The sequence below is a fragment of the Micromonospora reichwaldensis genome (assembly GCF_031845925.1).
GTDB lineage: Bacteria > Actinomycetota > Actinomycetes > Mycobacteriales > Micromonosporaceae > Micromonospora > Micromonospora reichwaldensis.
The window spans coordinates 246,692-270,177 of sequence record NZ_JAVRFL010000003.1 but is presented as its reverse complement, the minus strand read 5'-3'; the positions used below and the strand labels follow the sequence as shown (position 1 = coordinate 270,177).

Sequence of the window (23,486 nt, the reverse complement as noted above, 5' to 3'; positions counted from 1 at the left end):
CGGTCACCTTCCGTCCGTGTCACGGGCCGTCTCGGCGGCCCGGCGTTCCCCGGCCGCCGCCCCGGCGGTCCGCGGTTGCGGCGTTCGCGGCTCCGGCTCCGGCCCGCCCGACTCCGCCGGCGTCTCCCCCGGCCCGCCCGACTCTCCCGGCTCGCCCGGCTCCGCCGGCTTCGGCGGGAACCACCGCCGTTCCACCAGCTCGCAGGCCATGCCGACGAACGCGCCGCCGAACGCCGCCACGATCAGGCCGAGGTTGTAGGGCAGCCCGAGCAGGAGCAGGGCCAACGCCCCGGCGGAGACCGCCGTCGTCCAGACCTTCCAGCCGACCAGCGCCGAGGCGAGCACGACCAGGAAGACCGCGGTCATCGGGAAGTCCAGGCCGGAGCGCAGCCGCTCCGGCAGCAGGTGCCCCGCGATCATGCCGACCACCGTGGCGACCGCCCAGTTGACGTACATGACCGCCGAGGCGCCGAAGTAGAACATGCTCTTGCGCCGGGCCGGCTCGTCGCCCTTGATCCGGTCGAAGGCCACGAAGAACACCGCGTCGATCAGGCCGAAGCCCAGCAGCAGCCGCCAGCGCTGCGGCAGCTCGCGCACGTGCGGCGCGAGCAGCGTGGAGTAGATCAGCATCCGCAGGCTGAGGATCAGCGTCGTCAGGACGATGACCGGCCAGGCCGCCCCCTCCGAGATCAGCTTGAAGCCGATGAACTGGGCGGTCCCGGAGTTGACCACCATGGCCAGGCCGAACGTCTCCAGGTAGGAAAGGCCGGCGGCCAGGCCGAGGGTGCCGCCGATCACGCCCAGCGGAAAGGCGGAGAGCAGGAACGGCACCATCGAGCGGGCGCCGGCGACGAACTCGTCCCGCGCGGTCGGCGTACGGTCAGACATGGTTCTCCCCAGGACGGCGGGCGGACGGTACGGCGGCTGCCGCCGGCGGCGCGCCCGGACCCGTCGCGCCGACGATAGCGGCCACGTCGGCCGCGCGGGTGCGGCAGAAGTAGTGCCCGCCCCCGTCGATCTCCCTCAGCTCCACGTCGGCGGCGACCCGCCGCCACGCCTCGTGCGCCGCGCCCGGCCCGGCCGTCAACGGGTCGTCGGCGGCCACGACCACGGTCACCGGCACCGGCAGCGGCTCCCCCACCCGGTCCCGCAGGTAGCGGTGCGAGCCGACGGCGTCGTGCCGGAAGGCGGCGACCAGCGCGTCGACGTGCCCCGCGTCCAGGCCGTCCAGCTCGGTGAAGCCGGTCTGGTCCACCAGCCAGCCCACCACGTCCGCCGACGCCATGCCGGTGACCTCCGCGATGCTGGCGTCGATCTCCTCCGGCCCGCGCAGCAGCTTGCCGCCGAGGAACAGCCGCTCGGGTGGCCGGCCGGCGGCGGCGAGCAGCCGGGTGACCTCGATCGCCGCCGCCGCGCCGACGCAGTGCCCCCAGATGAGCACCGGCCGGCCGCCCAGCTCCCCGATCTCGGCGGCCACCCGGCGGGTCAGCTCCGGCAGGTCCAGCAGCAGCTCGGGCCGGCTGACGTCGTGCCCCGGCAGCGCCACGGCGTGCACCGCGATCCGGTGCGGGGCCAGCGCCTCGGCCAGCGGCCGGAAGGCGAGCGGGCTGCCCGCCGCGTACGGGAAGCAGACCAGGACCCGGTCGTGGGCGGCGTCCGGCGGGGACAGCGGTTGCAGCAGCCGGTCCTCCGGCGCGGCGTCCGCCTCGACGGCCCGGGCCAGCGGGCCGAGCGTGGAGGTGGTCATCAGCTGCCGCAGGGTGACCAGGGGCCGCAGCGCGGCGATCACCCGCATCGCGGCGAGCGAGTTGCCGCCCAGGTCGAAGAAGTTGTCCTCCTCGGCGATCCCGGCCACCGGCACGTCGAGCGCCCGCGCCCACGCCTCGGCGATCCGCCGGGCGACGGGCGTGCCCGGCGCGGTCCGCCCCGCCGGCGCCGCCGGTCGGCGCGTCGCCGGGGCGGCCCGGTCGAAGCGGCGCCGGGCCGGCGCGCGGCGGGGCTCAGGCAGGCCGGGCCGCAGCCCGTCGTGGGCGCGCTCCGGGTCGGTCGCCAGCTCCGCCAGCACCCGCCGGTACACCTCGCCGATGCCCGCCGCCTGCTCCGACGTGAAGGCCGCCGAATGGTAGTGCAGGCTCAGCCGGACCCGGTCGGTGAAGAAGTCCCGCATGAACTCGGCGCGCAGCGCGAACTCCGTCTCCGTGCTCACCTGCACGTCGAGCAGGTCGAAGCCGGGCAGCTCGCGCAGCTGCTTGAGCAGGTAGAAGTGGGTGTAGTTGAAGACGGTCTCGAACAGCAGGTCGGTGGTGCCGGCGTCCGCCTTCATCTGCGCCATCGGGTAGCGCCGGTGGGGCAGCAGGTCCGCCTCCGCGCGGTACACCGCCCGGACCAGGTCGGCCCAGGAGCCGCCGCCGAGGTCCACCCGCATCGGCACAGTGTTGAGGAACAGCCCCAGCGCCCCGGTGGCGCCCTCCGCCTCCGGCCGGCCGCTCTGCTCGTACCCGGTGACGACCTCGGTGTCCCCGGCGAGCGCGCCGACCACCTTGACGTGCGCGGCCAGCAGCACGGTCTTCAGCGGCACCGCCAACCGGTCGGCCGCGCGCAGCAGCCGCTCGGAGAGCGCGTCGTCGATCTCCACCTCGTGGAAGACGACGGGCCGCTCGGCCGGCGCCTCCGGCGGCTGCCACCGGGGCAGCTCGGTGACCCCGCCCGCGGCGAGGACGCCGTGCCAGAAGTCGCGGTCCGCCGCCGACTCCAGCGCCCGGCGTTCCAGCCCGATGTAGTCGCGGAAGTGGTTCTCCGCCGGCCCCTCGTCCGGCCGGTCCCCGGCCAGCAGCCGGTAGTAGGTGTCGAAGAGCTGGGTGTGCAGCAGCGTGATGCTCCAGCCGTCCAACGCCGAGTTGTGCTGGCTGACGCTGTAGCGGTACAGCTCGTCGCCGAGGACGTGCACGTGGATGCGGACCAGGCCCGGTTCCTGCCAGCGGAACCGGTACGACTGCTCGCGCGCGTGCCAGTCGGCGTGCCAGCGCTCCTGCTCGGCCGGGTCGCGGTCGCGCAGGTCCACCACCCACAGCGGGCTCGGCGCGTCGGCGTGCACGAGTTGCAGGTACTCGCCGAAGCCGGTCAGGTGGTAGCTGGTCCGGAAGATCGGGTGCCGCGCGACGAGGATCCGCACCGCCTCGGTGAACGTCGCCTCGTCGAACGGCGCGTTGATCAGGAAGCTGATGATGTCGTGGTACTGGGCGGCGCCCCGGGACAGCTCGTTCTCGTAGATCAGCCCCGCCTGGAGCTGCCCGAGCGGGTACGCGTCGACCACCCCGTCCGGCAGCAGGGCCCGGTCCGCCTCGTCGAGCAGGGCGAACGGCGGGTGCGTCACCGCCCGTTCCGCGCCCGGCGGGCCGGCCGCCAGCAGCGCCGCGATCGTCGGGTGGCGGAACAGCTGCTGGAACGTGAGGTCCACGCCGGCGGCGTGCGCCCGGGCCAGCACGGTGACGAAGTGGATCGAGTTGCCGCCGATGGCGAAGAAGTTGTCCTCCACGCCGACCCGGTCGAGACCCAGCACCTCGGCCCAGATGTCGGCGAGGATCCGCTCGGGCCCGGTGCGCGGCGCCACGTACGGCCGCTCGGGCGCGGCCGGCTCGGGCAGCGCCCGCCGGTCCAGCTTGCCGCTGCCCGACAGCGGGAACTCGGCCAGCTCGACCACCCGGGCGGGGACCAGGTAGCCCGGCAGCAGGGTGCCCAGGTGGGCGGTGAGCGTCGCCTCGCCCACCGGCTCGTCGGCGACAACGTAGCCGATCAGGTTGCCGTCGCGGGCCACCACCACCGCGTCCTTGACGGCCGGGTGCCCACGCAGCGCCTCCTCCACCTCGCCCAGCTCCACGCGGTAGCCGCGCACCTTCACCTGGTGGTCGAGGCGGCCGAGGTAGTCGAGCGTGCCGTCGGGCAGCAGCCGGGCCAGGTCGCCCGTGCGGTACACCCGCTCCTCGCCCACCTCCGGCGCGGCGACGAAGCGGTCCCGGGTCAGCTCCGGGCGGTTCAGGTAGCCCCGGGCGAGCTGCACCCCGGCGACGCACAGCTCGCCCGGCACCCCCACCGGCTGGGGGCGCAGCCGCTCGTCGAGCACGTACAGGCGGGTGTTGTCCACCGGCCGGCCGATCGGCACCCGCTCCCGGCCGGGCCGGCAGCGGTGGTGGGTGACGTCGACGGTGGCCTCGGTGGGCCCGTACAGGTTGACCAGCGTCGCGCCGGGCAGCAGCTCCGCGAGCCGGTCCACCTGCCGGGGACCGAGGGCCTCGCCACTGGCGAAGACCTGCCGCAGGCTCGCCAGCCGGTCGGTGTCGGCGGTGCCGAGGTAGTCGAGGAACGCGCCCAGCATCGACGGCACGAAGTGCACGGTGGTGACGCCGTGCGCCTCGACCGCCCCGATGATCGCCTCCGGGTCGCGCTCCGCGCCGGCGGGAAGCAGGCAGACGGAGGCGCCCTCGCGGGCCCACCAGAACAGCTCCCACACCGACACGTCGAAGGTGGTGGGGGTCTTGTGCAGGATCACGTCGGCGGGGCCGATCGGGTACAGCCGCTGCATCCAGGCCAGCCGGTTGGCCAGCGAGCGGTGCTCGATCATCGCGCCCTTCGGGGCGCCGGTCGAGCCGGAGGTGTAGATGACGTACGCGAGGTCCTCCCCGTGGCACGGCGCGTCGGGGCCGGGCGACCCGACGGCGGCGGGCACCGGGCCGGCGGTCGGCAGCGGGAGCACCGGCACGCCGTCCGGGACCCGCGCCGGGTCGGCGGCGAGCACCACGGCGGCCCCGCTGTCGTCGAGCAGGTAGGCGACGCGCGCCGCCGGGTAACCGGGGTCGACCGGCAGGTAGGCGCCGCCGGCCCGCAGGGTGGCCAGGATCGCCACCAACTGCTCGCGGGAGCGCTCGGCGAGCACGCCGACGATCGACTCCGCGCCCACCCCGGCGCCGCGCAGCCGCGCGGCGTACGCGGCCACCCGGGCCTCCAGTTCCGCGTACGTCCAACTGCCGGCCGCGGTGCGCACGGCGACGGCGTCCGGGCGGGCGGCGGCCCACCGGGCGACCCACTCGTCCGGCCGGCCGGCCGGGTCCTGGCCGACGCCGGTGTCGTTGACCTCCCGCAGCACGTCCCGGTCGCCGTCGGTCAGCAGGCTCAGGTCCGCCACCGGCGCGTCCGGCTCCGCCAGCGCCCGACCCAGCAACAGCGCCAGGTGGGCGCCGATCCGCTCGGCCGTGGCGCCGTCGTAGCGGCGGGCGTCGTGGTGGACCGTCACCTCGGCGGCGCCGAGGGCGAAGAACACCCCGACCCCGGCGCCGTCCGGGGCGCCGCCCCCCACGGCCACGTCGACGAGCGGGTGCGGGCCGGGACCGGCGTCCGCCGCCAGTTCCTCGGCCAGCAGCTCGACCGGGTAGTCGGCGTGGCGCGCCGCCTCGGGCACCGCCGTGCGCAACTGCCCGACCAGGTCGCGGTAGCTGCTCTCCGCCGCGCAGCGCACCCGCAACGGCAGCATCCCGGCCAGCTGCCCCGGCGCGCCCGGACGGCCGACGAGCATGTCGTCGGCGCCGGTGTAGCGGCGCAGCAGGGCGGCCACCGCGGCCGTCACCAGGACCTGGCGGGCGTCCTCGCCGCCCCGGCCGGCCCGGGCGAGCCGCTCGACCACCGCCTCGTCGAGCGGCACGGTGACGGCCGCCGGCTCGGGCGGGGCGCCGGGCGCCGGGGTGCGGTCGGCGGGGAAGCCGACCGGGTCGGCGCCGGAGCCGAGCACGGCACGCCAGTGGCGGGCGTGCTCCGGGCGGCGCGCCGCGGCGATCTTGAGCTGGCCCCGCGTCATCAGCGACTGCATGATCTCTCCGGCTCACAACTCGATGTCGATGGTGGAGGGTGCCCCGGCGGCGACCCGGCGGGCCCCGGTCAGCTCGCCGACCGGCACCCCGGGGTCGGCCAGGACGGTGTCGGCGATCTCCAGCCAGAGGTCGGCGAAGGCCCGCACGGTCCCGGGCAGGAACAGCCCGGCGTCGTACGCCCAGTGCACGCGCAGCGAGTCCGCGCGCTCGTAGACCTGCATGTCCAGGTCGAACATGGCCTGACCGGTGGGCGCGACGGCCAACTCGACCCGCCGCCCCAGGAAGTCGGCGGCGGCCACCTCGGCGTGCTGCATCGCGAACAGGGTGTCGAAGAGCGGATGCCGGTCCTGGTCGCGGACCGGCAGCACCTCGGCGACCAGCGTGTCGAACGGGTAGTCCTGGTGCGCGAACGCGTCGACCACGTCGTGCGCCACCTCGGTCAGCAACTCCCGGAAGGTGGCCTCCGGCCGCACCCGGTGCCGCAGGCAGACCGTGTTGACCAGCATCCCCATGGTCGCGTCCAGGCCCGGCGCGCCGCGGCCGGCCACCGGGGTGCCCACCGTGACGTCGGTCCCGCCGGTCGCCGCGGCGAGGAAGGTCGCGTAGCAGGCGAGCAGCACCTGGAACAGGGTCACGCCCTCGCGCCGGGCCAGCGCCCGCAGCGCTGCGGTCCGCTCTGCCCCGACGTCGAACTCGACCGTGCCGGCCCGCGCCGTCGCCGGGCGGCCGGTCAGCCGCGCCGCGTCGGTGGGCAGCCGCAGGGGCGCCGGCGGCTCGGCGAAGCGGCGCCGCCAGTAGTCGCCCCCGGGCGGCTCCCCGGCGGTGGCCCACACCGCGTAGTCGGCGTACTGGGCGGGGACCGGCGGTGGCTCGTTGCCGGCGTAGACGGTGTCGACCTCGCGCAGCAGCAACGCCAGGGAGAGGCCGTCGGTGACGATGTGGTGCAGGTCCAACGCCAGCACCGGGCCGTCGCCGGTACGCCGCAGGCCGGCCCGCAGCAGCGGCGGGGCGGCCAGGTCGAACGGCTCGACCGGCAGCGTCCCCGTGCCCTCGACCTCCGGCAGGTCGAACGGGACGGCCGGCAGCACCCGCTGCACCGGCCGGCCCCCCTCGGTGCCGAAGGCGGTACGGAGGATGTCGTGCCGGGCGATGACGGCGCGGAACGCGTCCGCCAGCCGGGCGCCGTCGACGTCCGCCGGCAGCGGCACCAGCAGCGGCAGGTTGTAGGTCACCGACGCGGGGTCGCGGGACTGGGCGAGGAAGACGCGGCGCTGCTGCGGGGAGAGCGGGTAGGCGTCCGCCGCCTCGGCGCGGGGCAGCGGCACCGCCGCCCGGGCCCGGCCGATCTCCTCGGCGAGACCGGCCACCGTCGGGTGGCGCAGCACCGCGGCGAGGGAGACGCCCACCCCGAGGGCCCGCTGCGCCTCGACGGCCAGTCCCGTCGCGGCGAGCGAGTCGCCGCCGGCGGCGTAGAAGTCGTCGAGCACGCCCAGCTTCGGCACGCCGAGCAGGCGTTCCGCGATGCGCACCAGGACGCGCTCGGTGTCGTCGCGCGGCGGCAGGTACGCCCCGAACCGGTCGTCCGGCTCGACCAGGTCGGCGGGGTCGAGGGAGTCGACCTGCACGATGTGCCGGGGCAGCTCGGCGTCGGGCAGTTCCCGGGCGAGCAGGCCGCGCAGGTGCAGCGGGTCGAGGTAGTCGTCGGACACCACGTACGCGCAGCCGCCCTTCACGGCCACCTCGCGCACCTGGGGCCAGAGGCGGGTCAGCGTGTCGACGTCGGCCATCACCGCTCCGTACCGGTCGCGCCGACCAGGGCGCGCACCGTGGGGTGCACGTACAGGTGGCGGGGGGTGAACTCGCCGAGGCCCTGCGCGCGCAGTTCACGCAGCAGCCGCAACGCGAGCAGGGAGTTGCCGCCGAGGTCGAAGAAGTTGTCCTCCGGCCCCACCTCGGCGCCGAGCACCCGCTCCCAGACCACCCGGATCCGCTCGGCGCGGCCGGGTCCCGCCCCGGGGTCGGCGGCTTCCCGGGCGGCGGGCAGGGGCCGGGCGGCCGGCGCGGGCAGCCGGGCGGCGTCGAGCTTGCCGTTGGCGGTGAGCGGCAGCGCGGGCAGCGGCGTCACCGTGGCCGGCACCATGTACTCGGGCAGGATCCGGGCCACCCGGCGGCGCAGCTCGGCGGGCGGGTCGGCCCCGTCGGCGAGCACCACGTACGCGTGCAGCCGGGCGTCGACGGTGTCCACGGTGACCGCCACGGCGAGCACGTCCGGGTCGTCGAGCAGCACCTGGCGGATCTCGTCCAGCTCGATCCGGTAACCCCGGATCTTGACCTGGTCGTCGAGCCGGCCCAGGTGCTCCAGCCGCCCGTCCGGGAGCAGCCGGCCCCGGTCGCCGCTGCGGTACATCCGCCCACCCCGCCAGGGGTCGGGCAGGAAGCGCTGGGCGGTCAGCTCGTCGCGGTGCAGGTAGCCGTCGGCCACCCCGGCGCCGCCGACGTGGATCTCCCCGGCGGCGCCGGGCGGCAGCAGCCGCCCCGCCGGGTCGAGCACGTGGACGTACCAGCCGGGCAGCGGGCGGCCCACGGAGCGGGTGCCGGCCAGGGCCAGGCCCCGGTCGATGGTCTGCGCGGTGACGTGCACGGTGGTCTCGGTGATGCCGAACATGTTGACCATCCGGCAGTCGCGCTCCGGGTACCGGTCGAACCAGCCGGTCAGCATGCCGGCGTCCAGCGGCTCGCCGCCGAACACCACCAGGCGCAGCCCCAGCCGGTCCGCGGCGCGCCGGTCGGCGTCGACGAGCTGCGCGAACGCCGACGGGGTCTGGTTGAGCACGGTGACCCGCTCCGCGCGCAGCAGGGCGTGGAACTCGGCCGGGTCGCGGACCACCAGGTGCGGAACGACGACCAGGTGCCCGCCGGTGAGCAGGCAGCCCCAGATCTCCCAGACCGAGAAGTCGAACGCGCTGGAGTGGAACATCGTCCAGGTGTCCGCCGGGCCGAGCCCGAACTCGTCCCGGGTCGCGGCGACCAGGGCCAGCACGTTGCGGTGCGGGACCTGGACCCCCTTCGGCCGGCCCGTGGAGCCGGAGGTGTAGATGACGTACGCGGGGTCGTCCGGGCCGGCCGTCGCCGCCCCGCCGCCCGTCGCGTCGTCGGTGTCGTCGGCGAGCAACTCGTCGACCTCCACGCCGTCGGCGCCGACGAGCAGGCTCACGCGGGAGTCCTCGACGGTGTAGCGGATGCGCTCGGCCGGGTAGGTGGGGTCGATCGGCACGTAGGCGGCGCCGGCCCTGAGCACGCCGAGCAGTGCCGCCACCAGGTCCACGGAGCGTTCCAGGCAGACGCCGACCCGGGTGCCCGGGCCGCAGCCCCGCGCCCGCAGCGCCGCCGCGATCCGTCCGGCGCGGGCGTCGAGCTGGGCGTACGTGAGCCGGTCGTCGCCGTAGGACACCGCCGGGGCGTCCGGGGTGGCCCGCGCCCACCCGGCCACCCGCTCGTGGATGCCGCCGGTCAGCTCGGGCAGGTCGACGGCCGCCCCGCCGAGCGCCGCGACCCGGTCCCGCTCGGCGTCGTCGAACAGGTCGCAGTCGGCCAGCGCGCGGTCGCCGTCGGCGAGGAGCTGGCCGAGGACGCGGGTGACGTAGCCCGCCACCGTGGCGACCACCTCGGCGGACCACACGCCGGTGCGGAAGTCGCAGGTGACGGTGCTGCCGCGCAGCGTCAGGGTGAGCGGCCACGGCGGCGTCAGGCTGGGCAGGTAGGTGTCCGCCGGGCTGTCGGCGGTCAGCACGCCGACCACGGCCTCCGGCGGCCCGGCGTCGGGCGTCCGCCCGGGGGCGGGCCACGGGGCCGGCTCGGCGGGCCGGGCCGCGAGGGCGCGCAGGGTGCCGTCCACCGATACGGGCACGACCGCCGGCCCCTCGTCGCGCAGCGTGCCGACCCGCACCCGGCGCACGCCGCCGAAGCGGGCCAGCACCGCGCCGACCGCGCCGGTCAGCGCCAGCAGGTCGGTCCCGGCGGGCACCGCGAAGGCGTACGACGCGGTCCGGTCGGCGCGCGGGTTCCCGCCCCGCCAGGCGGTGTCGCCCTCGTGTTTCCCGTCGTCCTCGGCCCCGGTCCCGGCCGTCTCCCCGGCGGCGCTCCCCGGCGACTCCGCCTGCCCGGCCGGCCCCGGCTGCCCGGCCGGTTCCGGCTCGACATCCTCGGTGCGGTCCCCGGGCCCCGGGCCGGCGGTCGGCTCCGCCCCGGCCGGCGGCGCGGTCCCGGCCGTCTCGACGGCCAGCTCGCCCAGCGCGCGGCCGGTGAGCGGGCCACGCCGGGCGACGAGCACCAGGTCGGCGCCGGCGTCGTGGCGCAGCAGCACCGCCCGCACCGGCGGACCGTCGGCGGGCAGCGGTCGCGCCAGTTCGGCGGCGCGGCGCGCGGCGGCCGCCGACGCGGGCACCCGGTCCACCCAGAGCCGGGCGACGTCGAGGCCCCGCCGCGCCAGCGCGGCGGCGAACCGGGCGGCGACCTCGTCGGGGTCCCCGGCGACGGCCACCGCCGCCGCGTGGCAGGAGCGGCCCGGGTCGGACTGCTGTCGGGTGGGCTGTGGACGGCTGCTCATCGGGTCGTGAATCCTCCGTCGACGGTGATGACCGAGCCGGTGACCTGCGACGACTCGTCGGAGGCCAGCCAGAGTGCGGCCTGGGCCACCGAGTCGGGCTCGATCAGCGCGTTCATCGGCTGGGCCTGGACGAACGTCTCCTCGTGCTCGGCGACCGGCACCTCCAGCGACCGGGCGATCTCGGCCAGCATCCGACCCTCGACGTACGGGTCGTCGCGCACCGAGCCGGGGCACAGGGCGTTGACCCGCACCTTCAGCGGCGCGTAGTCCAGCGCCGCGGCCCGGGTCAGGCCGACCAGGCCGTGCTTGGCGGCGACGTACCCGGCGAAGTGCCGGTAGCCGACCAGGCCGGCGGTCGACGCCACGTTGACGATGCTCCCGGCGCGCTGCCGGCACATCACCGCGCCGACCGCGCTGACCATCCGCCACGGGCCGGAGAGGTCCACGTCGAGCATGAGCTGCCACTCGGCCTCGCTGATCTCGTGCACCGGCTTGCCGGAGGGCGCCGCGATGCCGGCGTTGTTCACCAGGACGTCGATCCGGCCGAACCGGTCCAGGCAGAGCGCGACGGCGGCCCGGACCGCGTCGAGGTCCCGCACGTCGGCCTCGACCGGGTACGCGGCCACCCCCAGCTCCGCGCAGAGCTTGGCGGTGTGCGTGAGCTGGCTGGCCGAGCCGAGCGGGTACGGCACGTCGGGCAGGTCGTGGGCCACGTCCACCAGGACCAGGTCGGCGCCCTGCGCCGCGAAGGCGGTCGCGCAGGCCCGGCCCAGCCCCCGCGCGGCGCCCGTGATGATCGCGGTCCGGCCGGCCAGCCGGCCCGGCGTCGGCTCAGGCACCGGCCAGCCTCCGTCGCACCAGCGCCAGCAGCTCGGCCGGGTCGTCGGCGAGGTACATGTGTCCACCGGCGACGGTGAGGGAGGCGAACCCGGCGGAGGTGACCCGGTCCCAGCCGGCCAGCGCGGAGGCGGCCACCAGGGTGTCGTCGGCGCCGCGCAGCGCGGTCACCGGCACGTCGAGCCGCTTGTCGCCGCCCGGCCGGTAGCCCTCGTGCAGCTCCACGTCGGCGCGCAGGGTCGGCAGCAGCAGCTCCCGCATGTCGGGGTCGGCCAGCGCCGGGTGCGTGTAGCCGGCGAACTCCTCCACCCGCGCCACGAACTCGTCGTCGGGCAGGTCGGCGGCCGTGTGGTCGCGGCCCGACCACGGGTCGGGCGAGCCGCTGACGAACAGGTGCGCCAGCCGCACCCCGGCCGCCTGGGCCAGCCGGCCGGCCATCTCGTACGCGAGCACCGCGCCCATGCTGTGGCCGAACAGCGCCACGCGGTCACGGCCGGCGACCAGTTCGAGCACCTCGTCGAGGAGCCCGTCGACGGCCTGGTCCATCCGGCGGTACGGCTCCTCGACGAAGCGCTTCTCCCGGCCCGGCAACTGCACCGGGAGGATCTCCAGGTCGGGCGGTGCGACCCGCTGCCACGGTTGGTACACCGAGGCGCCCGCGCCGGCGTACGGGAAGCAGAGCAGTGACGTGACGGTCAAGACGGCTCCTTGCCGAGGAGGGCGGACCGGACGGCGCCGAGCAGTCCGGGGTCGGCCCGGGCGAGCAGGTCGTGCCCGCCCGGGACGGTGACGGTGGTGCAGCCGGCGGTGGTGAGGTCGGCCCACGCCGCCGTCCCGACGTCGTCGACGTGCGGGTCGGCGTCGCCGCGGATCGCCGTGACCGGCACGCCGATCGGGCCGGCGTCGCGGTATCGGTAGCTGCGGCCGAGTTCGAAGTCGGCGCGGGCCGCCGGCAGCGCGGCGGCGGCCAGCTCCGGGTGCGCGGCGACGGCCGCCGGCATCGTGCCCAGCGCGACCAGTTCGGCGAGGAACGTGGCGTCGTCGGCGCCGGAGTGGTCCGGTTCGACCTCGGCGCGGTGCGGGGCGACGGCCGAGGAGACCACCAGCAGATCGGCCGGGCGGTGCCCGCGTCGCTCCAGCCGGCGGACCAGCTCGAACGCCACGTACGCGCCGAGGCAGTCGCCGTAGACAGCGTACGGCCGGTCCAGGTGCGGCGCCAGGGCCGCCTCGAGGGCCTGCACCAGCGGCGTCATCCGCCGTGGCGCGGGATCGGCGGCCCGCTCGCGGCGGCCCGGGTACTGCACCGCGTTCACCTCGACGGCGCGCGGCAGCCCCGCCCGCCAGGTCTCGAAAGCCCCGGCGTTGCCGCCCGCGTAGGGCAGGCAGAACAGGCGCAGGGCGGGCCGGGCGACGGGCGCCCGGACCACCAGCCACGGGTTCTCAGCCATCGCGGCTCACCCGCTCGACGATGGCGCCGTAGCTGCCCAGCGCGACGAACTCCGGCAGGGTGATGGTGCTGCCGTGGCGCTGCCGCAGCGCGGTGACCAGGCGCAGCGCGCGCAGCGAGTCGCCGCCCGCGGCCAGGAACTCCGCCCGCTCGCCGCGCGGCGCCACGCCGACGACCTCCTGCCAGACCGACGCCACCCGGGCCGCCCAGCGGTCCCGGGCGTCCCCGTCGCGCGGGGCGGGGACGACGGGACCCGACGGTCCGACTGCCGGCAGCGGCGCCGTCGGGTCGGTCGCCAGCAGCCGGCGGTACGCCTCGGCCAGCCGGTCGGCCCGCGCCTCGTCGACGTGCCGGGCGTCGTACTGGAGGGTCAGGGCGAGCTGGCCGGTCGCCGGGTCCACCTCCACGTCGACGGCGAGGCTGAACGCCACGTCGACAGTGATGCCCCGGCTGTCGACGATGCGGCTGCCACGGCCCTCGCCGCCCTCGCCGTCCTCGGCGCCGCCGTGGAAGTGGGTCCAGTTGAAGAAGTGGTCGAACCGGGGCCCGGCCCCACCCGCCCGGACGATCTCGGCGAGCGGGAACCGGTGGTGGCCCATCAGCGACCGCTCCGCCTGCCAGGCGTTGGCGGCCAGCTCGGCCAGCGACCGGGTGCCCAGCACGGCGCTCACCGGCAGGGTGTTGAGGAACAGCCCGAGCGTGGCGTCGCTCCCCTCGGCCTCGGGCCGGGCGCCGACGACCAGCCCGGTGACCACCTCGTCCCGGCCGGCGACCTCCCCGATCACCCGCAGGTGGACCGCGAGCAGCCAGGACTTGGCCGGTACGCCGACGGCCCGGGCGGCCTCGGTGACGGCGTCGGTGGTGGACGCCGCCAGCGGCACCCGCCGGGTGGTGGTGATCCGTGGCTCCGCCCCGCCGAGCAGCAGCGGCGGCACGCCGCCGGCGCCCTGGAGCCAGAACCGGCGCGACTCCGCGTCCGCCACGGCCTCGCGTTCGGCCGCCACGTACGCGCGGAAGGGCAACGTCGGGCGGTGCGGCACGGACAGCCCGGCGCGGCGCCGGTCGTACGCGGCCAGCAGTTCGCCGAGGAGGAGGTGCAGGCTCCAGCCGTCGAGGATCGCGTGGCACTCCGCCACGATCAGGGTGAAGGTGTCGGTGTCGTCGCGGACGGCGTGCAGCCGCAGCAGCGGCGGCCGGTCCCAGTCGAAGGGCCGCACCCGCTCGGCCGCCACCAGCTCGTCGACGCGGGCCCGGCGGGTGGCCCCGTCGGCGTCGGTCAGCTCCGTCACCGGCACCTCGACCGGCACCTCGGCGTGCACCAGTTGCAGCGGCTCGCTGAAGGCGCCGAGGGAGAAGCCGGTCCGCAGCACCGGGTGGCGTGCCACCAGGTCGGCCAGCGCGGCGCGCAGCGCCTCCGCCTCCAGCGGCGCGTCGACGCGGTGCGCGGTGACGTTGTGGTACATCGCCGGGTCGCCGGTCAGCTCGCAGTGGTAGACCATGCCCTGTTGCAGCGCCGTCATCGGGTAGGCGTCGGCCAGCCCGGCGGGCAGGCGGTCCCGCTCGGCGGCGGCGACCAGGGCGAACGGCTCCGCCGCCCCGGCCACGTCGGAGGCGTCGGAGGCGTCGGCGTCGGGCCCGGTGAGGGTGATCTCGCCGTGCGCGACCAGTTCCCGGATCGACTGGTGCACGAAGATGTCGCCGAGCCGGAACGACAGCCCGCGCCGGTTCGCCGCGACCTGCATCTGGATGCTGCGGATGGAGTCGCCGCCGAGGGCGAAGAAGCTGTCGGTCACCCCGACCGACTGCGTGCCCAGGACCTCCCGCCACGCCTCGACGAGGATCTCCTCGGCCCGGTTGACCGGCGCCACGGCCGGCTCCCGCCGGGCCCGGTCGAGCTCCGGCGCGGGCAGCGCGGCCCGGTCGAGCTTGCCGTTGCGGGTCAGCGGCAGGTCGTCGAGGAGCACCACGGCCGCGGGGACCAGGTGGGCGGGCAGCCGCTGGGCGAGCCAGTCGGTCAACCGGGCCTCCAGCGGGCCGGCGGCCGGGCCGTCCGGGACCGCCACCGCGGGCCGCGGGTCGGCGGCGTACTCGGGGCGCACGGCGTGCAGGGTGTGCCGGTCGGTGCCGGTGAGCAGGTCGTCCTGGCGGGTGACCACGTCGAACCCGCGGTCCTCGAAGAGGGCGATCAGCTCGTCCAGGCGCCCCTCGGTGTCGGTGCCGACGGCGTCGTGCACCTCCATGGCGACCTGCGCGATGAGCGGCCAGTGCCGCTCCTCGATGCCGGCGAGCACGTCGGCCTCGGCCCGCTGCACGTCGATCTTCAGCAGGTCGATGCGCTCCGGCGCGACCTCGTCGATGACCTCCGACAGCGGGCGCACGTCCACGGTCACCTCGGCGCCGTCGAAGCGCTCCGCCAGCAGCTCGTCGACCCGCTCCAGCAGGGTGTCCCGGTCGGACTCGCCCCGGTCGCGCTCGTTGGCGAGGAACCGCTTGATCACGGCGACCTCGGCCGCCGGGTCGGCGTACGCGGCCTGGCCGGACATCATCGAGTAGCCCGGGTAGTAGGTGAAGGAGACCTGCCCCGGCGCGGTGGACAGGCCCACCGGGTGCACGGTGGCCGGCACGCCGAACTCCTCGACGTTGCGCCGCAGGGCCGCCACCACCGACGGCACCGGCTCGAAGGCGTGGATGGTCGCGTCCGGGCAGGCCGCGTGGACGAACAGCGAGAACATGCCGATGTTGGCGCCGACGTCGAAGACCGTCGCGCCCCGGCGCAGCACGATGCCGTCGCGCAGGTAGACCCGCTGCGTGAAGATCTCGTCGTACAGGTAGCGGGTCTCGTGCGGGTTGATCCCGGCGACCCGGTCCAGGTCGACGTCGACGGCCGGCGCGGCCGGGCGGACGTAGCCGACGAGGCGGTCGCCGTGCCCGTCGTCGTCGCGGGCCACGACCGCCGCGTCGGCGACCTCCGGGTGCGCCCGCAGCGTCGCGGCCACCTCGCCCGGCTCCACCCGGAAGCCGTGGATCTTCACCTGGTCGTCCAGCCGGCCCAGGTAGCACAGGCGCCCCTCGGGGTCGAAGCGCACCCGGTCGCCGGTGCGGTAGACCCGCTCCGTCCGGCCGCCGGGCAGGGCGGCCCGGACGAACCGGCGGCCCGTCGTCTCCGGGTCGCCGAGGTAGCCGTCGGCCAGCTGCGGCCCGCTGACGCAGAGCTCGCCGGCCACGCCGGGCGGCACCGGCCGCAGCCGCTCGTCGAGGACCCACACGCCGACGCCCGGCAGCGGACGGCCGATGGTCGGCGCCGTCGCGGGGCGGATCTCGGCGGCGGTGCTGTCCACGGTGCACTCGGTGGGCCCGTACAGGTTGACCGCCCGGACGCCGGGCAGCGCGGCGAGGGTGTCCCAGAGGTCCGGCGGGATCGCCTCGCCGCCCACCAGCAGCAGCTCCGGCAGCCGGGCGTCGCCGGCCCCGGCGAGCAGGATGCGCAGCTGGGAGGGGGTCAGGTCGAGCACGTCGACCCGGTTGTCGGCGAGGGCCGCGGCCAGCTCGGCGCCGTCGCGCCGGGCGTCCTCGGGCACCAGGTACAGGCTGCGGCCGTGGGCCAGCTGCACGAGCTGCTTGACCGAGGCGTCGAAGGTGAGCGGGGCGTTCACCGCCACCCGCAGCCCGGCCCGGCTGCCCGCGTACACGGTCTCCTCGAGCGCGTACGCCAGGTGGGCCGCGGCGCCGTGCGGGACCTGGACCGGTCGCGGCGTGCCCGTGGAGCCGGAGGTGAAGATGACGTAGGCGGGATCGGTGGGCGCGGCCGGGGGCACGGCCGCCGTCGCGGTGCCGGCGGCCAGCTCGGCGACGGTGGCGCCGGCGAGCCCCGCCGGGCCGCCCACGCCGACGACGAGCCCGGCGTCGACCGCGCGGACCTGCGCGGCGAGCCGCTCCGCCGGCGCCGCCGGATCCAGCGGTACGTACACCGCGCCGGCCCGCAGCACGCCGAGGAACGCGGCGACGGTGTCCCGGGACCGGGTGGCGAGCACGCCCACAGGCGAGCGGTGCAGCCCCCGCTCGACCAGGCCGGCGGCGACGCGGGCCGCGACGTCGCGCAGCTCCCCGACGGTGTACGTGCCGTCGGCGGCGACCACCGCCGGGCTGTGCTGGTCGGCGCCGGCCAGCCCGTCGTCGAGCAGCTCGACGAGGGTGCGCACCGCGGCGCGGGACGGCCCGCCGGCCGCGTCGGCGAGCCAGCGGGCCTCCCCCTCGCCGATGGACACCAGCGGCGTGCCGTCGGCCAGCGCCCGGGGCAGCGACCCCAGGATCGCCAGGAGACCCTCCAGCAACCAGCGGCCCCCGACGACCCGCAGGGTCACCTCGTCGTCGCCGACCACGGCGGTCAGCTGCGGGCCGGCCGTCGCGGGCGGCGCGGAGACCTCGACGGCGGTGGCGCCCAGGCCACCCAGGGCCGCCGGGTCCCCGGCCGGTACGACGGCGAAACCGGCGACCGCGTCGGAGTGCTCGCCGACGGGGTCGACCAGGTGGAACGCCTCCTCGGCGGCGGACTCGGCGGCGCGTACCTCGTCGAGCAGCGCCTTGGGCGCGGCCGGCAGGGGCAGGCCCAGCCGGACCGGCGCGTGGCCGCCCAGCGGGCCGACGACACCGGCCGTCCCGGTGGCCTGCCGCCCGTCGCTCCACCGGGCCAGCACCAGGTCCGCGTCGTCGACCCCGGCGGGCGGCTCGGCCCGGCGGGACAGCGCGAGCGCCCAGGCGGCGAAGAGCAGGTTCGCGACGCCGACGCCGGCCTCCCGCGCGGCGGCGCTCAGCGCCGCGGCGGGCGCGGTCGCGGTGCCGACCTCGGCCGGGTCGTCCCCGTGCGGGGTGACCAGCCGCGCGGCCGGCGCGGCGGGTGCGCCGAACGGGTCGGCCTCCTGCCGCTGCGACAGCTGCCACTCGGTGACGTCGAGGAACTGCAGGGCGTCGGGGTCGTCGGCCAGCCGGCCGTCGGCGTACGCGCGGGCCAGGTCGGCGAGGACGAGCCGCAGGCTCGCCGGGTCGGCGATCAACGGCGTGGCGGCCAGCTCCAGGGCGTCGTCGGTGACGGTCACCGACAGCTCGCCCTGGGCGCCGACGACGACGCTGCGGCCGTCGTCGACGTCCTGCAACGGCACCCGCAGCCCGGGGTGGTGCACCAGGGTCAGGCGCAGCGCCTCGTGCCGGGCGACCACCGCGTCCAGGGCGGTCTGCAACCGGGCCCGGTCCAGCGGGCGGTCGAGCAGCACCCGGGCGCGGACCAGGTCCTGCGCCCCGGACCAGGCCAGCCGCTGGATCGGGGACAGACGGTAGCCGTTCACACCACGCTCCGGTTGAGGTAGAGGTCGGACATGGCGACCAGGATCTGCCGGTCGCCGCTGAAGGGCTCGCGACCGTGGGTCGCGAGGAAGTTGTCCACCACCAGCACGTCGCCGCGCTGCCAGGGAACCGACACCGCGTGTTCCCGATACAGGTCCCGGATGCCGGCCACCACCTCGTCGGGGATCGGCTCGCCGTCGCCGTAGTAGGCGTTGCGGGGCAGCCCCTCGGGCCCGTACTCGCGCAGCAGGGCGGCCGAGACCTCGGCGGGCATGTTGGAGACGTGGAACAGGTGCGCGTGGTTGAACCAGACCGTCTCGCCGGTGCGCGGGTGGGTCGCCACCGCCTGCCGGCGGGCCCGGGTCCGCAGCCCGTCGCCGTCGAGCCAGGTGTACTCGGTGGCCGAGTCGGCGCAGTACTTCTCCACCTCGGCGCGGTCGGTCGTCTGGAACGCCTCCTGCCAGGGCAGGTCCAGGTGGGGGCCGTAGTTGCGCACGTAGCTGACCCCGTGCCGGAGGAACCGCTGGCGTACCTCGGCGGGGATGCGCGGGCTCACCACCCGCTCGCTGGCCAGCGGGGTCGCGCCGCCGCTGCCGGTGGCCGGCTGGGCGCACCAGAAGTAGAGGTGGGTGGGCCAGTTGTGCGAGTACGACATCTCGTGGTGCAGCGGGATCCACTGCTCGGCGTTGAACTCGGTGGAGGTGAAGACCTTCTCCGCGACCTCGTGCCGGGGCGCGGCGCGTTCCAGGTAGCCGAGCAGGTCCGGGCTGACCGCGCGGGCGGCCCGGCTGAAGTCGTCGGCCGTGGCCACCTCGAAGCCCCGGAAGAGGACCGCCCCGTGGGCGTCGAGGTCGCGCAGCAGCTCGTCACGGCGCCCCGCCAGCCAGCCGGCCAGGTCGAGGTCCGGCACGGCGGCCTCCACCAGCAGCACGAACGTGTCGTCGACCAGCACCCGGCGGGACACCGGCGAGGTGACCGCGCCGCTGCCCCGTCGGCGCGGCGCCGGCCCCGTCACGACCGCACCCCCGTTGAGGTCACGGTGGCGGCGGCCAGCTCGGGCGCGGCGACCGGGTCGGACATCGCGGTCAGGATGCGGCGGGGCGGCGTGAACGGTTCCCGGGCGTGCGCGGCCAGCATGTTCTCCACCAGCAGCACGTCGCCGCGCCGCCAGGCGAAGGAGCGGGTCTCGGCCGCGTACGCGGCGCGCAGCTCGGCCAGCACGTCGTCGCCGATGGGCGTGCCGTCGCCGTACGCGGTCTGGTAGGGCAGGTCCTCCTCGGCCAGCGACGCGCGCAGCCCCGCGCTGACCTCCGCCGGCAGCGAGGTGACGTGGAAGAACAGGGCGTGGTTGAACCAGGTCCGCTCCCCGGTCACCGGGTGCTCCCGCACGGCGGGGCGGACCTGGCGGGTACGCAGCTGCTGCTCGCCGACCCACTCGACGTCGATCAACGCGCGGGCGCAGTACGCCTCGACCTCGGCCCGGTCGTCGGTCTGGAACGCCGTCTGCCACGGCAGGCTGATCCCCGGCAGGTAGTTGCGCCGGTAGAGCACGCCCCGGCGCTCGAATCCGGCGACCGTCTCCGGGCGCAGCCGGGCGAGCACCCGGCGGCTGTCGGCCAGCGGGGTGCGCCCACCGGCGGCGGGCTCGGTCTCGCAGTGGAAGACGATGCGCAGCGGCCAGTTCACCGTGTACGACTGCTCGTTGTGCAGCACGATCGGCTGGTCGGCCGGGTGCTCGGTAGAAGTGTAGACGCCCTCGGTCACCTCGCTGCGCGGCGACGAGCGCTCGCCGTAGCTGAGCACGTCGTCGGAGAGGGCGGCCATGACGGTGCGGAAGTCGGCCGCGCCGTCCACCGCGAAGCCACGGAACAGCACGGCGCCGGCGCGGCGCGCCAGCTCGTCCACGGTGGACCGGTTGCCGGCCAGCCAGGCCGCCAGGTCCACGTCGGGCACGTTGGCCAGGACGAGGGCCGGCAGGGGCCCGCCGGGCCAGTCGGGGCGTACGTCGACCAGGGACCGTTCGCGGCCGCGGCGCGGGATCACCGGCGCGACCGGGGTCTGCTCACTCATCTCTCGTTCCCCCCAGGGTGTGGGCACATCGGGCGAGGCTGCGCCGGGGATCGGCGGCCGCGTCGCGTAGGAGTGCGGTGAAGCGGCGGTGCCACGTGGCGACCAGTTCGCCGTCGAAGCGGTCGGTGCGGTAGGTCCAGAGCGCCGCCAGCCCGTCGCGGCGCTCGTCGAGCCAGAGGGTCAGGTCGAGCCGGGCGGTGTCGGGGGTCAGCTCCACCCCGACGAACTCGCCGCCGGAGGCGTCGACGTGCCGGGCCGCCGGGGCGTTCTGCACGCCGAACGCGACCTGGACCAGCGGGTTGCGGCCCGGTTGCCGGGCTGGGCGGAGCCGCTCGACGACGACGTCGAACGGCACGTCCTGGTGGGCGGCGGCGAAGAGGGTCACCTGGCGCGCCTCGTCCACCAGGTCGGCGAAGGACCGCTCCGGGCCGGGCCGCAGGCGCAGGGGCATGGTGTTGACGAAGCAGCCGACGCTCTGTTCGGCGGCGACGCTGGTCCGGCCGGCGAAGGCGACACCGATCAGCACGTCGGTGCGGCCGGTCTCCGCGGCGACCAGCGCGGCGAAGGCGGCCAGCCCGACCATGTGCAGGCTGGCGCGGCTGGCGCGGGCGAGGTCGCGGACCACGGCGGCGGTGTCGTCGTCGATGCGGGTCCGCAGGGCGGCCCCGGCCGGGGACCGGTCCGCGCGGGGCGGCGTGGCGACGGCGAGCGCCGGTGCGGCGGCGGGCAGGTCCAGGACCGTCGGCGCGCCGCGCAGCGCGGCGACCACGGCGGCCACGGCCTCCCGGCCGGCCGGGGCGGCCAGCCAGTCCCGCTGGGCCACGGCGAGTTCCGCCGGGCCGGTCGCCGGACCGGCCGGCCACGGCGGGCCCGCCCCGGCGCCCGCCGACTCGGACTCGCAGGCGCGGCCCAGGTCCCGCACGATGACGCTGAACGACCAGTCGTCGCAGACGATGTGGTGGGCGACCAGGAGCAGCGCCGCCCGCCCGTCGTCGGCGGCGACCAGTCGGGCGCGCAGCAGCGGGCCGGTGGCGAGGTCCATGGGGGTACGCGCCTCGGCGGCGGCGAGCTGGTCGAGCTGCTCGTCCAGCGACACCCCGGCCCGGGACGGGTCGACGACCAGCGGGACGTCGAGGTCGTCGCGGACCCGCTGCACCGGGCCGTCCGGGGTCGACGGGAAGACGGTACGCAGCGCCGGATGCCGGGCCACCACGCGGCGCAGTGCCCGGCCGAGCGCCCCCGGGTCGGTCCCCGGCGGCAGCCGGACCGCGAACGACACCAGGTAGGAGGTGTCGGCCGGGTCCAGCTGGTGCAGGAACCACAGCCGGGTCTGCGCGGCCGAGAGGGGGGCCGTGTCCACGGGCGCCGCGGGTGGCGTGCCGCCAGCCGACGGGTGCCCCGGCCCGGGTGCGGCCCCGGCGGACGCGGTGGCGCTGGCGGACGCGGCGGTGCCCGTGGCGGCGGCGGGTCCGGCGGCCCGACGCAGGTCGTCGAGGTGGCCGGCGAGCGCCTCCACCGTGGCGTGCGCGAACAGCGCCGCCGGGGCGACCGGCAGGCCCGTCGCGGCGGCGAGCCGGGTGGCGCAGCGTACGGCCAGGAGGGAGTCGCCCCCGAGGGCGAGGAAGTCGGCCTCCGCCCGGTCCACCGGCCGGCCGAGCACGTCGCGCCAGACGCCGGCGACCGTGGCGGCGGAGCCGGCCAGCGGCGCGCCGTCGCCGTCGCTCGCGGCGGCGGCGACCTCCGGAGCGGGCAGCGCCGCCCGGTCGACCTTGCCGTTGGGGGTGGTCGGCAGGCGGTCCAGCCAGACGACGGCGGACGGCACGAGCGGGGCGGGGACCGCCTCCCGCAGCAGGTCCCGCACGTCGTCGCGGCGCTCGCCGACGAGGTAGCCGACGAGCAGCGGGTCGCCGCTCGGCCCGGTCCGCACCGCGGCGGTCGCCTCGCGTACGCCGGGCAGGGCGGCCAGCCGCGCGGCCACCTCGCCCAGCTCGATGCGGTATCCGCGCAGCTTCACCTGGTCGTCCAGCCGGCCGAGGAACTGCAACTGCCCGTCCGGGCGCAGCCGGACCCGGTCGCCGGTGCGGTACATCCGCTCCCCTGGGCGGAACGGATCGGCCAGGAAACGCGCCCGGGTCTCCTCCGGCCGGTTGAGGTAGCCCCGGGCCAGCCCGGCGCCGGCCAGGTACAGCTCTCCCGGCTCCCCGGGCGGCACCGGCCGGCCGTCCTCGTCGAGCAGGTAGACGCGGGTGCCCGGCAACGGACGGCCGATCGGCGGGTCTCCCCCGTCGGCCGGCACCTCCGCCCAAGTCGAGTAGGTGGTGTCCTCGGACGGCCCGTAGAGGTTGCAGAGCCGGCGTACGTGCGGCCGGGCGAGCACCCGGGCGGCGAGCGCCGCGGTCAACGGCTCGCCGGCGAGGCAGACGGTGCGGACGCTGCCCGGCAGCGCGCCGGCCGCGAGCAGCTCGCTCATCGCCGACGGCACGGTGTTGACCAGGGCGACGGGCAGCCGGTCGGCGTCCGGCGCGGCCAGGGCCAGCGCGTCGCGGACGAGCACCACCCGGCCGCCCCAGCAGAGCGGGCCGAAGAGCTCGAAGACGGACAGGTCGAAGCAGACGGACGTGGCGGCGAGCACGCCGCCCAGCTCGACGTCGGTGAAGGTCTCCCGCGTCCAGTGCATGAGCACGGAGGCCGAGCGGTGCTCGACGGCGACGCCCTTGGGCCGGCCGGTCGAGCCGGAGGTGTAGATGACGTACGCCAGGTCGGACGGGTCGCCGGGCAGGCCGGGCCGGGCCGCCGGGCGGGCGTCGGGGTCGCGGTCGGGGTCGTCGAGACGCAGCGCGGCGTCGGCGAACCGGTCGGCGAGGTCGGCCACCGTCAGCACCAGTCGGGCCCCGGAGTCCTCGGTCATGAAGGCGACCCGGGCGGCCGGATAGGCGGGGTCCAGCGGCACGTAGCAGGCACCGGCCTTGAGCACGCCCAGCAGCGCGGCCACGAGCCGGGGGCTGCGGGGCAGGCAGACGCCGACGCGGTCCCCCGGACGCACCCCCCGGTCGACGAGGAGCGCGGCCAAGCTGTTGGCCGCCGCGTCCAGCTCGCCGTAGGTGAGGACCTGCCCGTCGCACCACACGGCGTCGGCGTCCGGGGTCCGGTCGACCTGGGCCTCGACCATCCGGTGCAGGGTGTCGACGGTGGACGGTCGGACGGCGGGGCGGGACGGGGTGGGCCGACGGACCGGCCCGGCGGGGCGCGCGGGTGCGCTCACCGCGAGCCGCAAACTGGCATGGCGCGTCCCACCGAGCACTCCCCCCACTACCGACGGTGATCGGTCGCG

Annotated in this window: 11 protein-coding genes; all 11 read right to left on the bottom strand. The window is 76.6% G+C overall.

The genetic code is table 11. The annotated features are described in order from the left end of the window. Positions 1-3: 3 nt before the first annotated feature. From RM555_RS03550 to RM555_RS03500, 11 genes are read right to left on the bottom strand one after another with little or no spacing between them, the layout of a single operon-like run. Positions 4-888, bottom strand: coding sequence for an AzlC family ABC transporter permease (locus RM555_RS03550; RefSeq protein ID WP_311410415.1), 885 nt, complete (start codon positions 886-888; stop codon positions 4-6). Continuing rightward, on the bottom strand, positions 881-5,857 hold the full coding sequence (locus tag RM555_RS03545) for a non-ribosomal peptide synthetase (RefSeq protein ID WP_311410414.1): 4,977 nt from the start codon (positions 5,855-5,857) through the stop codon (positions 881-883). The genes RM555_RS03550 and RM555_RS03545 overlap by 8 nt, the downstream gene beginning before the upstream one ends. Positions 5,858-5,869: 12 nt before the next feature. After that, the gene (locus RM555_RS03540; protein WP_311410413.1) at positions 5,870-7,645 is read right to left on the bottom strand and encodes a condensation domain-containing protein; all 1,776 of its coding nucleotides are present in this window, start codon (positions 7,643-7,645) and stop codon (positions 5,870-5,872) included. Further along, entirely contained in the window at positions 7,645-10,464 is a 2,820-nt protein-coding gene (locus RM555_RS03535; RefSeq protein WP_311410412.1) for an amino acid adenylation domain-containing protein, read from the bottom strand. Before RM555_RS03535 ends, RM555_RS03540 begins: the two co-directional genes overlap by 1 nt. After that, complete coding sequence (locus RM555_RS03530) at positions 10,461-11,303, bottom strand: SDR family oxidoreductase (protein WP_132238351.1); 843 nt, start codon at positions 11,301-11,303, stop codon at positions 10,461-10,463. Before RM555_RS03530 ends, RM555_RS03535 begins: the two co-directional genes overlap by 4 nt. After that, positions 11,296-12,000 (bottom strand): thioesterase II family protein, encoded by a 705-nt coding sequence (locus RM555_RS03525; protein ID WP_132238353.1) that lies wholly within the window; start codon positions 11,998-12,000, stop codon positions 11,296-11,298. The genes RM555_RS03530 and RM555_RS03525 overlap by 8 nt, the downstream gene beginning before the upstream one ends. After that, entirely contained in the window at positions 11,997-12,749 is a 753-nt protein-coding gene (locus tag RM555_RS03520; RefSeq protein ID WP_311410411.1) for a thioesterase II family protein, read from the bottom strand. The genes RM555_RS03525 and RM555_RS03520 overlap by 4 nt, the downstream gene beginning before the upstream one ends. After that, positions 12,742-18,087 carry a non-ribosomal peptide synthetase gene (locus RM555_RS03515; RefSeq protein ID WP_311410410.1) on the bottom strand — a complete coding sequence of 1,782 codons (5,346 nt, stop codon included), beginning with the start codon at positions 18,085-18,087 and terminating at the stop codon, positions 12,742-12,744. The genes RM555_RS03520 and RM555_RS03515 overlap by 8 nt, the downstream gene beginning before the upstream one ends. Then, positions 18,084-19,100 carry a TauD/TfdA family dioxygenase gene (locus RM555_RS03510; RefSeq protein WP_311410409.1) on the bottom strand — a complete coding sequence of 339 codons (1,017 nt, stop codon included), beginning with the start codon at positions 19,098-19,100 and terminating at the stop codon, positions 18,084-18,086. Before RM555_RS03510 ends, RM555_RS03515 begins: the two co-directional genes overlap by 4 nt. After that, entirely contained in the window at positions 19,097-20,155 is a 1,059-nt protein-coding gene (locus tag RM555_RS03505; RefSeq protein WP_132238361.1) for a TauD/TfdA family dioxygenase, read from the bottom strand. Before RM555_RS03505 ends, RM555_RS03510 begins: the two co-directional genes overlap by 4 nt. Further along, complete coding sequence (locus tag RM555_RS03500) at positions 20,148-23,417, bottom strand: amino acid adenylation domain-containing protein (protein WP_311410408.1); 3,270 nt, start codon at positions 23,415-23,417, stop codon at positions 20,148-20,150. The genes RM555_RS03505 and RM555_RS03500 overlap by 8 nt, the downstream gene beginning before the upstream one ends. Between the last annotated feature and the right edge of the window lie 69 nt (positions 23,418-23,486).